Source organism: Patescibacteria group bacterium (genome assembly GCA_018819405.1).
Classification (GTDB): domain Bacteria; phylum Patescibacteriota; class Patescibacteriia; order UBA1558; family GWA2-36-10; genus XYD1-37-29.
The window spans coordinates 795432-810610 of record JAHJQF010000001.1 but is presented as its reverse complement, the minus strand read 5'-3'; the positions used below and the strand labels follow the sequence as shown (position 1 = coordinate 810610).

The 15179-nt window shown below is 33.9% G+C and carries 17 protein-coding genes; 16 read left to right on the top strand and 1 reads right to left on the bottom strand.

Annotation, left to right across the window (positions count from 1 at the left end; translation table 11 throughout):
• The first annotated feature begins 50 nt into the window (after positions 1-50).
• The 12 genes from KKH39_04190 (at position 51) to KKH39_04135 (ending at position 10166) form a co-directional block, all read left to right on the top strand.
• Positions 51-1289 carry a hypothetical protein gene (locus tag KKH39_04190; protein MBU1203210.1) on the top strand — a complete coding sequence of 413 codons (1239 nt, stop codon included), beginning with the start codon at positions 51-53 and terminating at the stop codon, positions 1287-1289.
• Positions 1286-2647, top strand: coding sequence for a hypothetical protein (locus KKH39_04185; GenBank protein MBU1203209.1), 1362 nt, complete (start codon positions 1286-1288; stop codon positions 2645-2647). Before KKH39_04190 ends, KKH39_04185 begins: the two co-directional genes overlap by 4 nt.
• A 106-nt stretch (positions 2648-2753) precedes the next feature.
• Entirely contained in the window at positions 2754-2894 is a 141-nt protein-coding gene (locus KKH39_04180; GenBank protein MBU1203208.1) for a hypothetical protein, read from the top strand.
• Positions 2895-3021: 127 nt separating this feature from the next.
• Positions 3022-3240: a hypothetical protein gene (locus KKH39_04175; GenBank protein MBU1203207.1), complete on the top strand. Its 219-nt coding sequence runs from the start codon at positions 3022-3024 to the stop codon at positions 3238-3240.
• 69 nt (positions 3241-3309) lie between these two features.
• Positions 3310-3594, top strand: coding sequence for a NifU family protein (locus KKH39_04170; GenBank protein ID MBU1203206.1), 285 nt, complete (start codon positions 3310-3312; stop codon positions 3592-3594).
• A 22-nt stretch (positions 3595-3616) separates the two neighbouring features.
• Positions 3617-4129 (top strand): hypothetical protein, encoded by a 513-nt coding sequence (locus tag KKH39_04165; protein MBU1203205.1) that lies wholly within the window; start codon positions 3617-3619, stop codon positions 4127-4129.
• A 3-nt stretch (positions 4130-4132) separates the two neighbouring features.
• Positions 4133-4978: a hypothetical protein gene (locus KKH39_04160; protein ID MBU1203204.1), complete on the top strand. Its 846-nt coding sequence runs from the start codon at positions 4133-4135 to the stop codon at positions 4976-4978.
• Positions 4979-5036: 58 nt separating this feature from the next.
• Positions 5037-6395 carry a hypothetical protein gene (locus KKH39_04155; GenBank protein MBU1203203.1) on the top strand — a complete coding sequence of 453 codons (1359 nt, stop codon included), beginning with the start codon at positions 5037-5039 and terminating at the stop codon, positions 6393-6395.
• On the top strand, positions 6392-6997 hold the full coding sequence (locus KKH39_04150; protein MBU1203202.1) for an HAD-IA family hydrolase: 606 nt from the start codon (positions 6392-6394) through the stop codon (positions 6995-6997). Before KKH39_04155 ends, KKH39_04150 begins: the two co-directional genes overlap by 4 nt.
• Positions 6998-7166: 169 nt before the next feature.
• On the top strand, positions 7167-8480 hold the full coding sequence (locus KKH39_04145; protein MBU1203201.1) for a hypothetical protein: 1314 nt from the start codon (positions 7167-7169) through the stop codon (positions 8478-8480).
• Positions 8477-9934, top strand: coding sequence for a hypothetical protein (locus tag KKH39_04140; GenBank protein ID MBU1203200.1), 1458 nt, complete (start codon positions 8477-8479; stop codon positions 9932-9934). Before KKH39_04145 ends, KKH39_04140 begins: the two co-directional genes overlap by 4 nt.
• Positions 9935-9938: 4 nt before the next feature.
• Positions 9939-10166 carry a hypothetical protein gene (locus KKH39_04135; GenBank protein MBU1203199.1) on the top strand — a complete coding sequence of 76 codons (228 nt, stop codon included), beginning with the start codon at positions 9939-9941 and terminating at the stop codon, positions 10164-10166.
• Positions 10167-10307: 141 nt separating this feature from the next.
• On the opposite strand, the gene KKH39_04130 is transcribed toward KKH39_04135, so the two are convergent.
• Positions 10308-10979, bottom strand: a complete 672-nt coding sequence (locus KKH39_04130) for a histidine phosphatase family protein (GenBank protein ID MBU1203198.1) — start codon at positions 10977-10979, stop codon at positions 10308-10310.
• 216 nt (positions 10980-11195) lie between these two features.
• On the opposite strand from KKH39_04130, the gene KKH39_04125 reads away from it, so the two are divergent.
• From KKH39_04125 to ftsW, 4 genes are read left to right on the top strand one after another with little or no spacing between them, the layout of a single operon-like run.
• Entirely contained in the window at positions 11196-11543 is a 348-nt protein-coding gene (locus KKH39_04125; protein MBU1203197.1) for a hypothetical protein, read from the top strand.
• Between the two features lie 20 nt (positions 11544-11563).
• Positions 11564-12616: a phospho-N-acetylmuramoyl-pentapeptide-transferase gene (gene mraY, locus KKH39_04120; GenBank protein ID MBU1203196.1), complete on the top strand. Its 1053-nt coding sequence runs from the start codon at positions 11564-11566 to the stop codon at positions 12614-12616.
• Entirely contained in the window at positions 12610-14022 is a 1413-nt protein-coding gene (murD, locus tag KKH39_04115) for a UDP-N-acetylmuramoyl-L-alanine--D-glutamate ligase (protein MBU1203195.1), read from the top strand. The genes mraY and murD overlap by 7 nt, the downstream gene beginning before the upstream one ends.
• Entirely contained in the window at positions 13997-15151 is a 1155-nt protein-coding gene (gene ftsW / locus KKH39_04110) for a putative lipid II flippase FtsW (GenBank protein ID MBU1203194.1), read from the top strand. Before murD ends, ftsW begins: the two co-directional genes overlap by 26 nt.
• The last annotated feature ends 28 nt before the right edge of the window (positions 15152-15179 follow it).

Here is a 15179-nt window from a genome sequence, read left to right as displayed (position 1 = left end):
ATGGTATAGCCAGAGAATTTTATTATCTAAAAGCAATTTATGATGCTGGTATGAAATTTTTTGTGGTCATACCAGAAGAGGATGGTGTGATGGGTTCATATTATTTTGATGAGCCTTCATATAAAAAAGTTTTAAAAAAAACTTACCAAAGAGTATTATCAAACTACAAGAGTCATTTGACTGATTATATTCCGGCCAGGGACAGAATTTTGGAGAGTTCGAAAATATTATCTCAGGGAGTAGGCAAGGTATCGGATAAAGAACTTTTTGTATTATTTAAAAATTACATTTCCTCAGTTTATGATTTTTTTGATTACATCCTTATACCCTTTGCTTTGATAGAATATGCCGAGCCGGAGCTAATTAGGTTGTTCCCCGAAGATTTTGAAAAAATTATTAACTCTGATAAACCGACTCAGTATCAATTGATGGAAAAAATGCTTTTGGAGGAAGGGCCACAAATGGCCTTGGAAAAGTACGGCTGGTTAAAAAGCTATTACATTGGTGAGGGAATATATACTATTGAGGAGTTAGAGAAGATGTCCAAAGAGCTGGATAGAGATAAGGTAGAAAAAATATTTGCTCAATTTTCTCGACATAAAAAAGAGTTTGATAATTTTATTTCCAAGCTAGACGATGAAGAAATAAAAGCCAAATGCATATTATTTCATGAATATATATTTTTAAGAAATGATCGTGTGGATTCTTGGAAACATAGTTTGTTTATTATTAGTAGATTTTTTGAGTATCTTAAGGATAAATTTGAAAATATTAGTTTAAAAGCAGTGGCGAATTTGAGCTATGAAGAAATTGAAGACATTTTAACCAAAGCTAAATTACCTGAGGCAATTGACTTGGCCAAAAGAGAGAAAAACTTTCTTTATTACTATGATGGGTCATTAAATATTGTCACAGATAAAGTTCAGATAGAAAAGATAAAACAAATTGTCAAAAAACAAATTAATTATATTGATCAGCTTCAAGGCATATCAGCTACGAGGGGCGTAGTTAAGGGTAAAGTTAAGATTGTTAATTCTTATAAAGAAATTTCAAAAATTGAAAAGGGGGATATATTGGTCGCTCAAATGACTGATCCGCGTTATACTCCAGCCATGCGTCTGGCAGCGGCTATTGTGACTGATGAAGGTGGTATGCTTTCTCACGCCGCCATAACCAGTCGTGAGCTAAAAGTGCCCTGTGTGGTTGGTACTAATTATGCTACCAAAGTTTTAAAAGATGGTGATATGGTAGAGGTGGACGCCAATAATGGTATAATAAAGAAATTATGAGTATTGTTGATTTATACTTAAAAGCTCAAGATGGTTTAGAGATATCTCCTCCTATTTTGAATTCAGCTTTGATATATCAAACACGGGGGTGGAATCAGAGTAAATATTTTAGATCTCTTTATAAAAATAATTATTCTTTTCCTTTATTAATTTCGGTCAAAGGAGATATTGGTCTAATGTATATTTCTTTAGGTCACTCAAAAGCAGCTTGTTTGGAAACAATGTATTCGGTTTGGGAAGACAAAAAACATTTGTCTAAAATGGAGGATAATTTTAAAAAGTTTTCTCAAAAGATAGAAAATATTTATAGTAAATTAACTTATAAATATATAAAAAATAATAATGATTTAGGAGAAGACTTAAATAGCATAGTTGATAATGCTTGGAGTTTGAGTGCTTTGACGTTTTTTACTATTGGTTTAGATAAAGATGTATTTGATCGTTTTGGTAAGCTAGACGATTCTTTCTGGAACAAGGCTTCAATTTTAAATACGGAATCTTTTTATGATCGCGGATCAAAAAAATTAAAGAGATTAGTGGAGGCAGATTATAATTGGGATCAAATAACTGAAAAATGTCAGTATTTGGAGGCAGCCTATGACCGGATATTAAGTTTTGAGTTTACTAAAAAACAACTACAAGAAAAGTATAAAAATTTATTAATACATAAAAAAGTAAACGGCAAAAGTACTAGTTGGAAAAATGATTTATCTGAAAAGGAGAGAAGAATGACTGATTTTTTTCAATGGGCTATAGACAAGCGTGATCAGAGAAAAGATTATTTTGGCATGCTTCTGTCAATCATGGGTCGATATGCCGAACATATTTTTGAGACGGCTAATCTGTCCAAAGATTTGATAAATTTTTGTTTGTTTGAGGAAATAGAAAAAGGGACAAAATATTTAAGAAGTAATATTACAGAAATAGCAAAAAGGAAAAATGGTTTTTCAGTTTTGTTATACCCTGATGGAGCAAAAAAATTTGAATATAGATTTTATGATAATATTGGAACAGATTATCAGTTTGATAATAAAATAATAGGACAGTCGGGTTCTCTTGGATACGCCAAGGGCAAGGTAAAAATTATTACCAATGTATTTTTAGAGACAGAGAGTTTTAAAAAAGGCGAGATACTAGTGACAGGTATGACTAGGCCGGAATATGTACCTCTAATGAAAAAAGCTGCTGCTATAATTACCGATGAAGGCGGCATTACTTGTCACGCGGCTATTGTTTCAAGGGAATTGGGAAAGCCTTGTATAATTGGTACTAATTATGCTACTAAAGTTTTAAAAGATGGCGATATGGTTGAGGTAGACGCTAGCCGCGGCATAGTTAAAAAATTAAGTAAGCATTAGAATAGCTATATCCCGCTTCGCGGGATGCTCGATTTTGCAGCCAATCGCTGCGCTCTTGGGCAAAATCGGCAGAAGTTGATGCCAATAATGGTATAATAAAGAAATTATGATCATATTTCTATTTGGACAACCTGGCGCAGGCAAAAATTTTGTGGGCGATGTGATAGCCAAAAATTTTGATTTTTATCATTATGATGCTGATAGCGATATTCCTCAGTATTTGATAGACAAAATTAAAAAAAAATGATATAGCCACTGATAAGAACAGAGAAGATTTTTATAACATTGTTATAGCTAAAATAAATGAATTAAAACCAAAATATAAAAATATAATTGTTAGTCAAGCTTTTATAAAAGAAAAGTTTCGTCAAATGATGTTGGACAATTTTCCAGAAGCAAAATTTATTTTACTCAAGGCTGATAAAGATATAATGGCCAAACGTCTTGTTGGTAGACAGCATTTTGTATCCAAAAAATATGCTGATGAGCTAGAAAAAATATTTGAAGAACCAAAGATAGACTGCTATACTTTATATAATAATAACGGTGAAGAAGAAATAATAAGTCAGTTTAAAAATTTTTATAAAAATTAATTCACCCTGTTAAATACTGCAAAGCAGTATTTTGCGGGGCAAAATATTTAACAGGGTAAATTTACATATATGCCAAAAGCAAAAACAAAAGCCAAGGCAAAGCCTAAGGCCGCGTCAAAAAAACTCAGTGATGAGGACAAATTAAATAAAATACTAGATCGTATTCGTCCGGCTTTGATGCGTGACAATGGCAATTTGGAACTAGTGAGTTATGACAAGAAAAAGGGGATTGTAGAGATTGTACTACAAGGCGCTTGTGCTCACTGTATTTTAGCTGATGTGACTCTAAAGCATTTGATAGAAGCAGAAATCAGAGGGGCTATGCCCGAGGTAAAAGAAGTTCGGGCGGTTTAAATTTTTAATAAATATATAGTATATGTTTTTTATAGTCTTAATAATATTATTAAAATTTGCCTTCCCGGTTTTGATTTTGAAATTTCCATTTTTTGCCGGCTGGGCCAATTTTATTTTGGACTCAGTAGATGGAGATATACTTATTCCTCTGGGACTGGAAGATAAAAAATATCAATTAATAGATAAAATAGCTGATTATACTACTTATATTTTTATAGTTATTTGGGGCTGGAAGAGAGTGATAAAAAAAGAAGTCATTGTCACATTTTTGATTAGGACAATCGGACAATTTTCTTTCTTTTTTACTCGCGATGAAATGATGCTGTTTTATTTTCCTAATCTGGTAGAACCATTATTTTTAATTTACGCTACAGCCGAGTTGTTCAAAGGGCGGGAAAAGACAGCCCAGTGGTACAAGAAAAATATTGTCTGGATTTGGTTGTTTATCTTGGCTTACAAATTTCAAGATGAATGGTTTACTCATGTAGCCAATGTGGACAGGACTGAATTTTTTAAAAATTTGTTTAAAAGATAATATATGGATAAATTTGACCAAAAAATAGAAAAATTATTAAAATTACGACATCCTAAAATAGCTTTTGGCCTTGATAAACCTGATGAGCTCATTTTAACCAGTTTAAGAAAATCTCATAAATATGCGGATATTAATATTGTTGGTCCAAAGAAAATAAGCAGTATAAAAGGATTCAAATTAAATATTAGTAATAATCCCGAAAAGAAATTGGTGGAAATGTTGGTAAATGGAGAGGTAGAAGGAATGGTAAGAGGAACAATTGATGATTTTAAAACTTACGAAGTTTACAGAAAATTAACAGGAGAAAATACATTAGCTAATCCTGTGTTAATGCAGCTGCCCAATAAAAATAAAATTTTTATTGCTTTTGTCAGTAATCCAGAGGCTTGGACAAAAGAAGATCGTTTTTCTAAAGCACTTATTACGGCCAATATGATGATAGGGTTTAATATTAAACCTAGAATTTGTGTGCTCAGCGGAGTAAGGCATGATACTTATAAGCGTAAAAGAAATATAAAAAGTGGTATTGTTGCCAAGTTAAACAAAACTTATTCTGACGCCCAGTGGATAGTAAAAAAACTAAACAAAGAAAGATTAATTGTCAAAAATTGGTCTATTGATTCAAATATAGCTATAGAAGAAGGTTATAATTTATTGATTCCACCAAATGGTATGGTCGGTAATCAGATGTTTAGGATGATTTTAGCTTCTGGTGGTAAGTTGCTAATTGGTACTAAGTTAGGTTTATCTCATTACTATGAAGATAATAGCCGCACGGAAAAAGATTTTGAATTTCATATAAAGTGGTTGGTAGCTATGATAAATCAAAAGAAAAATGGTAGATTATAAAAAAGAATTATTTAGGTGGGGACCGGCAGATGCTAGAATTATTTATGCAGATCTCACAATGTATGCTGTTCAGAAATATCCAAAAATAGCTGGTGTAGGCTGGCCTGATTTTTTGTTGTATTTCAAAGATAAACGACTTTTATTTTTGGCCGAAGATAAAAAATTGAGAGATAATGGAGAAAAATTATTTATAAAATATGTCTTAAATAAAAAAAGGTTAAAAAAATTATATAAAGATTGGATTTTAATTTTAAAAAAATTTAATTATTATGAAAAAATAATAAACAGAGGATTTGATAATTATTCTAACAAGGAATTCATAAAATTTTTTATTAGCTGGTATGATTTTTATGAAGAGTTTTGGCTAAAATCATGGCTACCGGAACTTGGCAACTGGGGAGGGGAAAGATTATTAAAAAATAAAGTTTTGGAAAGATATCCAAAAAATTATTTGGAAATTTTAGAAAGCTTGCCAGCTCCAGAAAAATCGTCTTTTTATCAAAAAGAAGAGTTTAGTCTATTGAAAATAAAACTACTTAAAAATAAAAAGGATATTGAAATTGCTCTGGTAAGACATGCCAAAAAATATTACTGGCTGGCCAATAGTTATTTTGAAGTAAGAGTATTAGATAAAAAATATTTTAAGAATAGATTAAGTAAGATTTCACAAGCCGGCGCTCGTAAAAAATTAAAAGAAATTGAAAATTATAGTAAAAAAATAAAATCCGACAAAAAAAATGTTATAAAAAAATTCAAAATAAATTCAGAAATTGTATCAATAGCAAATGGTGTGGCATATTGTTTGTGGTGGCAAGATTATCGCAAGCAGTATATACTTATTTCAGATTATTTTATAAATGAATTTATAAAAGAAATATCTAAGAGATTAAAAATTTCTCTCCAAGATTTATATTATTATAGTTATCCTGATTTAATTACTCTTCTTAAGAAAGGGAAGGTTGTTGATACAAAAAAAAGGAAAATGGCCTTGTTATCAATTTATAAAGAAAATAACGGTTATAAGCACATAGACGGGAAACAGGCATTAAAAATTATCAAGCCTTTTTTAGCAGAACAGACTATTAAGGGAGTTGATTCAGTCAAAGGTTTGGTAATTAGCAGAGGCCGAGGTAATGTAAGTAGTCGTGCTCGTATATTGTTTGGTATTAAAGAAATAAATAAAATGAAGCAAGGAGAAATTTTGATTACTACGATAACTACTCCGGAGTTTATTGTGGCTATGAGAAAAGCTAAAGCTATTGTCACAGATGAAGGAGGACTTACTTCTCACGCTGCTATTGTTTCTCGTGAATTAGGTATACCTTGTGTAGTGGCTACAAAAAATGCAACTAAAATTTTTAAGACAGGTGATAAAATAAAAATTGATATAAAAACAGGACTTTGTAAAAAAATATGAAACCAAAAATAAAGCTAATTATTATAGATCTATATGGTGTGATGAGTGTCGGCAGCTACAAGGAAACTTGTCGGTGGATTAGTCGCAAATACAAAATAGATTTTGATATTTGCTATGATATTGTCTATCACAAATATTTTACTCCGGCATCCCTCGGCAAGATAACTGAAAGACAATCCTTTGAGCTAGCCGCCAAAGAAATTGGTATGAAAGAAGATTGGAAAATATTTAGATCTAAACATCTTTCTTTTCAACATATCAATAAGTCAGTTTTTAATTTTGCTAAATCACTTCAAAATAAGGAATATAAAATACTACTTCTTTCTAAAAATACAACCGGTCAGTTCAAATATGTCGTAAATAAATATCAGCTCAAAAAACATTTTGATTTGATAAACACTTATGATCTAAAATTATCAAAAGGATCTGCTAAGACTTTTAAGTATGTCTTGAAAAAATACAAAGTCAAAGCAGACGAGGTATTTTTTGTAGATGATCAGTATTTTAATCTGCCAAATGCCAAGAAGCTGGGTATTCATACTTATCTGTATAAAAATTTTAAGGATTTTAGAAAATATTTGACCAGTTTGCTCAATGACTAAAAACAGAGAACAATATATTTATATTTTTAAAGACAGGCCATACACTCCAAATCTTATGTATGTAGTTGGTTTGGGGACAGTCAGAGATTTTACCGAGGTTTTTCCTGACAATCAAATGACGAAATCTATAAGTTTTTTTCAAAATGGTCGTTCAGCTTATATTTATTCCATGAAAGAGATAATAAGTACTATGGACGATTTATTTAGGCGCTCGCAAAAAGATTCGGATTTCTTGTATAATATTTTTAAAACAGCTTACAAAAAAGCCAAAGAATTGAATATTCTAACAAAAAATATTTTGCAAAATAATTTGGCTGATAAAAATATAAGTGATTTGGTAGATTATTGCCGCCAATTTGATAATAAGTTTGTTGATTTTTATAAATACGGCACGGTGCCGACTTTAATGGGTTATACTGACCAGGCACCTATTTATCAACAAATGGAAAATATATTAAAAGATAAAACCAAGGATAATCCGTCCGGGTTCGCTGATTATCTTATGTATTTGACTAGCCCATTGGATAAAATGAAGACACAAGACTTGGAAATAAAAATTTTGGAGCTAGCCAAAATCGCCAAGGATAAAAATTTTGCAGAAGCTAAGGATATTTTGGATAATTTTGAAAATCAATTGAATCAAATACATCAAGAACACGGATATTTATCTTACAATTTTGCTGGAGAGTTGGGCTGGGACTTGGATCATTATATCAATATGATTTTGGAGAAATTAAACACAAATATATTCAAAAGATTGGACTACCTAAAAAATTATGATGAATATAGTCAGAATAATTTTGTCAAGGCTGTATCGGAACTGGGTCTTAATAAACAGGAGGAAAGAATTTTTAAGTTAGTGGCTGATATTGGTTATTATAAGTGGATTAGAGAATATGAATTTCAGGAAGCTTGTTATAATATTAGTTTTATTTATAAAGAGCTAGGAGAAAGATTAAACTTGTCCACTCTGGAAGTTATGAATCTTTATTCAGATGAAATAGAAAATAAAAAAGATTTGAAAACATTGGCTCAAAAAAGAATAGCTAATTATTTTTTGATTGTTCATAGAAGTGGCGAGCGTGAGGAATACTATGATCAGGCAGCAATCAAAAAAATGAAGTTGTTTGAGTTTCCTGAAGATAAAAAAATAAACAAAAATATATCAGAAATAAAAGGTATGCCAGCTAAAGCAGGGCGGGTAAAAGGGCGGGTAAAAATTGTAGATAAAATGGAAGATATGAAAAAAATGAATAAAGGTGATGTGCTGGTATCACAGGCTACAACCCCTGATTTAATGCCAGCAATTAAAAAAGCGACTGCTATTGTCACTAATGAAGGGGGGATTACATGCCATGCAGCTATAGTTTCTCGAGAATTGGATATTCCCTGTGTAGTAGGGACAAAAATTGCTACTAAAATTTTACAAGACGGAGATATGATAGAGGTGGATGCTGACCGAGGAATAATTAAAAAACTATGAAAAACAACAAGTTCAAATTAATAATTGAAGAAAAGGAAGTTAATTATTTTGTCTGGTGGACAATTTGCCGTGATTTTACAGTCTCTGAAATTTTAAAAAAATATCTGGGCAAAGCTTATAAAAATCAATTGGTTTATTATGAAAATGGCGATGGCAATTGGGCTACTGATTTGCCAGCCTGGAATAATCTGGGTTCAAAATTAGTTGATAATATCTTCAATAATACTTTTGATTTAGATGCTTTGGTAAATGAGCATTTGTTTTATGGTAAGAAAATAATAAGTAGTTTGGACAAAATCATAAAACAAGATTTTAGTAAATTAAAAGCCAGCGATTTTAATATTTGGTTTGATGAGGTTGTATATAATTATTTAAAATTAAATGAATTAGGTTTTGTAGCAGTAATAAGTGATGTAGAACACGGATTTTTGACTAGCAGATTGGAAGATATTCTCAAAGACAAAATCAGCCAGGATCAAATTTCTAAAACATTAAATCAACTGATTACCAGTGAAAAATCCAATATATTTTGGCAAGAAGAAAGAGAGTTTATAGCTTTATTAGTTAAATATTCAAAAATAGAAGATCTCAAAAATTCTATAGAATTTAAAAAACATACCAAAAAATATAATTGGATAAACTTTGGATATATTGGGCCATCTTGGACTGAAGATGATTTTGTCTTAAGGGCTCAGGAAATATTATCCAAAGGAGATCCAGACAAAAGTCTAGAAGAACATGAAGACTATTTATTAAATATAAAAAAAGATCGTGAAAAATTGGAAAAACAATTAGTATTGGAAAAAAATCAAAAGTTTGCTTTTGCGGTAGCTAGGGATTTTTCATATGTTAAAAATTATCGTGTAGGAATTAGATATTATTTTTGTTATGTGATAAACCTACTATTTGAGGAGTTTAGTCAAAAGTTAGATATACCAAAACTCGCTTTTTATTATTCCGGCCAAGATGAAATCAAAGATTTAGTATTTGGCAATTTGTCTGATTATAAAAATATTTTAAAAAGAAAAGATTTTTTTTGTCAGTATTATGAGGCAGACAAATTATCTATTTTATCAAAAAATGAATTAGATATATTGAGGAAAGATTTTATTAAGGATAAGATAGAGGACAGTGATCAGCTCAAAGGGCAGGCGGCTTTTCTTGGTAAAGTGACTGGTGTGGTTAAAATAGTCAACGGTCCCAAGGATTTAGACAAAGTAGAGGAGGGCGATATTTTGGTGGCTATTTATACTGACCCTAATCTATTACCAGCTATGAAGCGAGCAGCAGCATTTGTGACAGAGCAAGGAGGTATTACTTCCCATGCGGCAATAGTTGCCAGGGAAATGAAAAAGCCGTGTTTGATAGGCACCAGAATTGCAACAAAAGTATTTAAGGATGGTGATATAGTAGAAGTAGACGCAAATCAGGGAATAATAAAAAGATTAAAATAAACAAATGAAAAAATTAATTATCACACAATTTTACATCCTACTGGCAGGCACATTATTTGCTTGGGGAAATTTTGGCTACGAATTAAAAATTTGGTTAGCTGATCAAAATAATGAGTTTGGCTGTACACCGGGGATCACCAATCCATTTTTGAAGCCATGTTTTTATGGAGCAATATTTTTTACCATTGCTTTTATTTTGTCAGCTATGATATTTAAGAAATCTAAAAAATAAAAAATCCCGCTTTGCTTTGCTTCGCGGGATGCTCAATTTTGCACCAATCGTTACACTCTTGGGCAAAATTGGCAAAAGAAAGAGCGGCGGTTCGCACACTTGCGAACCGCCGCTTGTTTGTCAACCGCCGATGAGGGGCGGCTAACGGAGGAGGCGGTTGTCGAAGACCAGGTAGTGCTCGAAGTTGATGTTCTGCTTGTCGTCGAAGCTGAGGAAGCAGATGGCGCCCTCGGGCATCTGGCAGGGGTAGCCACACTGATCGCGGCCGACGAGCGCTGCGATCGTGAGCTCCAGGCGCGAGCCACCGTGGCTGGTGACCAGGAAGGTCTTGCCCATGTGGCCGTCGACCATCTCCAGAACCGCTTCGGCGCCTTCGTTGCCACGCTGCTTGCGCAGGTCGGTGAGCTCGACGCTCTCCAGGATGAAGGTCTCGGGGGTGACGCCGAGGCTCTTGGCGCCGGCCTTGATCTGGGCCAGCAGTTCGGGATCGGCGCCGGACAAGGCACCCAGGCGGTCATCGGTCCGGATCGGCACGCGCTTGGTGTGCTTGTTCTGGAAGGCGAGCGCCGCCTCGATGGCGCGGGGTTCGGGGCTCGACATCGCGCAGGCGAGCGGCAGATAGTCCATCATGGCACCGATCTTGCGGGCCAGGCGGATGTACCGGCGCCGGCTGACGTTGGCCGTGTGGGGCCAGTGGCGCTGCAGGATGACGATGTTCTCGAGAGTATGGATGTGCCAGGGCTTGCTGTGCTTGATCTGGTTGAGATCGGTGATGGTCTCGATGGTCGGCTTGATAATCGTGCGCTGGGCCATGAGGCTCCTCCTCGAATGTGTTGTAGTGTGCGTGCCCTCCAAAGTGGAGAGCGGTGGTTCCGAGCAAAACTTAAGCTCAGAATGTAATATTATATCATATTTTAGTAATTTTGTCAATGATAAATAAACAATCTAAAATATTGACTTTTTTGTTGATAATTGCTGAAATAGCGGGGTGGTTTTTTATAGTATTTTGTGGTAAAATAAATATATTATATGGCAATACTACGTACGGCTAAGGTCTTATATAAAGACAAACTAGCTTTTTGGCTGATAAATGTCTCTATTTTGTCTATTTTAGCCAACTGGAGTTTGTTTTTATTTAGAAAAGTGGCCAGAGATCAACTATCTGTTTTGCACTACAATGTATATTCTGGTATTGATATTTTGGGCTACTGGTATTGGCTTTATATTATCCCGGGTATTTTTTTAGTCTTGGCTCTTATCAACATATTTTTAGCAGTTTTTCTGTGGACCCGTTTTCGTATTCTGAGTTATTTTTTGATTTTTACCATTTTTATTTGCCACAGTTTTTTATTTTTTTATTTGTATAATATTTTATAATTTTTAAATAAAAATAAATCATGCCCGCTTTAGACATTATCAAAGTTTTGACACTAACTACTATATCATTTGCTCTAGCGATGATGCTCACTCCTGCTTGGACTCATTTTTTGTATAAATTTAAACTTGTCAAAAATATCCGTCAAGATGGAGCTACACCAATTTTTTCACAAATGCATCAGACCAAGGCCGGTACGCCAACTATGGGCGGAGTGCTGATTTGGATGACAGTGCTGATTTTGGCAGGAGTATTTTTTATTATTTCCCAAGTTTGGCCAGATTCTATTTTGGCTTCATTCAATTTTTTGACCCGTCGAGAAACATATCTGCCTTTGGGTGCTTTGGTGGCTTCTGCTCTAGTGGGTTTGGTTGACGATTGGTTCAATGTCACTCGTCAGGGTGGAGGTAAAGGTGGAGGATTGACCGTCAAACATCGTCTGCTTATCTATACTTTGATTGCTATGTTTGGTGCCTGGTGGTTTTATTACAAATTGGAATGGGATGTTGTCAGAGTACCTTTTTTAGGAGTTTTTGAAATGGGCTGGTGGTTTATTCCATTTTTTATTTTTATTCTTGTTGCCACAGCTTTTTCAGTCAATGAAGCTGATGGTTTAGATGGCTTGGCCGGTGGTATAGTTTTGGCAGCTTTTGCTGCTTATGGCACTATTGCTTTTATCCAAGGTGATTACAATTTGGCAGCTTTTTGCGGAGTGATATCAGGAGCTTTACTTTCTTTTCTGTGGTTCAATATAAATCCAGCTAGATTTTTTATGGGCGATACTGGTGCAATGTCTTTGGGGATAGCACTTGGTATAGTCGCTATGTTGACCGGATATCCTTTGCTCTTGCCAATTATCGGTTTTTTGCTGCTTTTGGAATCCTTGTCAGTTATTATTCAAATATTATCAAAAAAAATCCGCAAGAAAAAAGTATTTTTATCAGCCCCTCTTCATCATCATTTTGAAGCCAAAGGTTGGCCAGAAACAAAAGTAGTTATGCGTTTTTGGGTAATCGCTGGAGTTTTTGCCGTATTAGGTCTTATCTTAGCGGTTATTGATTTGAGTTTATGGTAAAAAGATTTAAAGATAAAAAAATATTAATAATGGGTTTGGGTCTTCACGGTGGTGCTTTGGCTGTGGTTAAGTGGCTTTTAAAACACAAGGCAATACTAACTATCACTGACATCAAAACTGCCCGTCAACTACGCCCTACTTTAGAAAAAATTAAAAAATTTCCCAATTCTCTAAATATAAAATATAGATTAGGTGGACACAATCTTGTTGATTTTAAAGATCAAGATCTGATAGTCCAAAATCCTGGCGTGGCCACTAATTCACCTTATCTTTTGGCCGCCAGAAAAAATAATATTCCAATTGTCAATGAAGCGGTGATGTTTTTTGGTCTTTATCCAGGCTCATCAATTGGTGTGACAGGTACTCGTGGTAAATCCACTACTGCCAGCCTGATACACAAGATTTTGAAGACAGAAATAAAATCTAATGTAGTGACCGGCAATATTGCCACCAATCCAATGTTTGAGGTCTTGGGCAAGCTAAAAGTAAAATCCTTGCCTGTAGTAGAGCTCTCCAGTTGGCATTTGGAGAGGATGGGTGATTACAAAGTCTCACCACATATTGCTGTGGTGACAAATGTACTTGTAGATCATCTTGATAGATATGGTAATTTTTATGCCTATAAAAAAGCCAAACAAAATATAGTAAATTTTCAACTAGAAGACGATAAGGCAGTATTAAATGCTGACAATCCGCACAGTTATTCTTTTAGAAAACATTGTCCAGGTAAAGTATATTTTTATTCCCTCAAAAAGAAAGTTAAGGGCGCTTATATTGATAAGGACAATATTTGTTTTTCCAAAGGAAAGGGAAGGCAAGTTGTAATGCCTGTCTCTGATATCAAGTTGCCAGGGCAGCATAATCTATCCAATGTGTTAGCCGCTATCACAGTGGCCAAGATTGTGGGTATCAAAAATGAAAATATTATCAAAGCAGTTAGAAATTTTTGGGGGATTGATTATCGTTTGGAATATAAGGCTAGCATAAATGATTTAGATGTTTATAATGATTCTACCTCTACTACACCAGACGCTACTATAGTGGCTATTGATTCTTTTAAGGATAAAAATGTAATACTAATAGCTGGTGGTGAAGACAAAAATCTCGATTATAAAAATTTGGCCAAGAAAATAAAAAAACAAGTAAATTTTCTGTTATTGCTAGAGGGTAGCGGCAGTCAAAAACTTATCAAAGAACTCAAAAAAATAAATTTTAATAAAAAAAGAGCCGTCTTTAATATTAAAAGTCTTAAACAAGCTTATCAACTGGCTATGACCAAGAGTGTTTGCAATAATGTTTTATTGTTTTCTCCGGCTGCGGCCAGTTTTAATATGTTTGTCAATGAATTTGATAGGGCTCGACAATTTGATAGCCTGATAAATGCTGATAAAAAAAAGAAGAAATAATTTTTTACATTGGCTGATAAAGCCATTTCTCTCCAATCGTGGACATGATCACCAGCCTGATTTTGTGCTTTTGGTTTGTGTGGGATTACTTTTATTTTTTGGTATGATATTTTTATCATCAGCTTCTTCTACTTTGGGTTTTTACAAATATGGTGATACTTATAAATTTGTAAAACAGCAGATTATACATGGTTTGCTGCCAGGGTTATTTCTTTTTTATATAGCTATTAGGATAAAATATGAACGCTATCTGGGTATTGCCTGGTTGGGGTTATTTGGCTCTTTTCTTTTGTTAATTTTGGTTTTTTTTACTAGCCTAGATGGTGAGTATAGTGCTCAATCATGGATTCGATTGGGTGGTTTTGTTTTTCAGCCTTCTGAGTTGGTCAAGCTTTTTATGATTATGTTTTTGGCTGGCTGGTTTAGTAAAAAGGGTAAAGACATAAAAAATCTTTCTACTACTATACCTTTTGTGGTTATTTTATTGATTATTAGTCTGATGATTATCAAACAGCCAGATATTGGTACGCTTAGTATCATTGCTTTGACTTCACTGGCTATGTATTTTGTAGCTGGTGCTAGTTGGAAACATTTTTTGACAATTATTTCAGTTGCTAGTTTGGCTTTTGTGGCCATGGTCAAGGCTGCTCCTTATAGGATGAGTAGAATTAGTGCTTGGATAAATCCTGACCTTGATCCTCAGGGTATTGGTTGGCAAATCAAGCAGTCTTTGATCGCCATTGGTTCTGGTGGATGGTTTGGCTTGGGACTTGGTGCATCTAGACAAAAATCATACTTACCTCAGCCGGCCAATGATTCTATTTTTGCGGTCATTTCCGAAGAAATTGGTTTTATATTTACTCTGGCTCTTATTATATTGTTTGCTGTATTGATGTATCGCGGGTTTCAGATTGCCAAAAATTCTGATGATAGTTTTGCCAAGTTAATTGCCATTGGTATTACTATATGGGTATCTTTGCAGATTTTTATAAATATTTCTGGCATGCTCAAGCTGATGCCACTTACCGGAGTGCCGCTGCCATTTATATCACTAGGTGGCACCAACTTAGTGGTTACTTTATTGGCTATGGGTATTTTGGCAAATATTTCTAAATATACTAATAGATGATTTGATAAATCAATTCGTCGTCCTGAAT

Coding starts and splice junctions, on each gene's coding strand:
- KKH39_04130 (MBU1203198.1), bottom strand. CDS start 10,979: ATGGCCCAGCGCACGATTATCAAGCCGACCATCGAGACCATCACCGAT.
- KKH39_04160 (MBU1203204.1), top strand. CDS start 4,133: ATGGATAAATTTGACCAAAAAATAGAAAAATTATTAAAATTACGACAT.
- KKH39_04125 (MBU1203197.1), top strand. CDS start 11,196: ATGGCAATACTACGTACGGCTAAGGTCTTATATAAAGACAAACTAGCT.
- murD (MBU1203195.1), top strand. CDS start 12,610: ATGGTAAAAAGATTTAAAGATAAAAAAATATTAATAATGGGTTTGGGT.
- KKH39_04165 (MBU1203205.1), top strand. CDS start 3,617: ATGTTTTTTATAGTCTTAATAATATTATTAAAATTTGCCTTCCCGGTT.
- KKH39_04135 (MBU1203199.1), top strand. CDS start 9,939: ATGAAAAAATTAATTATCACACAATTTTACATCCTACTGGCAGGCACA.
- ftsW (MBU1203194.1), top strand. CDS start 13,997: ATGCTGATAAAAAAAAGAAGAAATAATTTTTTACATTGGCTGATAAAG.
- KKH39_04175 (MBU1203207.1), top strand. CDS start 3,022: ATGTTGGACAATTTTCCAGAAGCAAAATTTATTTTACTCAAGGCTGAT.
- KKH39_04155 (MBU1203203.1), top strand. CDS start 5,037: ATGTATGCTGTTCAGAAATATCCAAAAATAGCTGGTGTAGGCTGGCCT.
- mraY (MBU1203196.1), top strand. CDS start 11,564: ATGCCCGCTTTAGACATTATCAAAGTTTTGACACTAACTACTATATCA.
- KKH39_04145 (MBU1203201.1), top strand. CDS start 7,167: ATGAAAGAGATAATAAGTACTATGGACGATTTATTTAGGCGCTCGCAA.
- KKH39_04190 (MBU1203210.1), top strand. CDS start 51: ATGAAATTTTTTGTGGTCATACCAGAAGAGGATGGTGTGATGGGTTCA.
- KKH39_04180 (MBU1203208.1), top strand. CDS start 2,754: ATGATCATATTTCTATTTGGACAACCTGGCGCAGGCAAAAATTTTGTG.
- KKH39_04185 (MBU1203209.1), top strand. CDS start 1,286: ATGAGTATTGTTGATTTATACTTAAAAGCTCAAGATGGTTTAGAGATA.
- KKH39_04150 (MBU1203202.1), top strand. CDS start 6,392: ATGAAACCAAAAATAAAGCTAATTATTATAGATCTATATGGTGTGATG.
- KKH39_04140 (MBU1203200.1), top strand. CDS start 8,477: ATGAAAAACAACAAGTTCAAATTAATAATTGAAGAAAAGGAAGTTAAT.
- KKH39_04170 (MBU1203206.1), top strand. CDS start 3,310: ATGCCAAAAGCAAAAACAAAAGCCAAGGCAAAGCCTAAGGCCGCGTCA.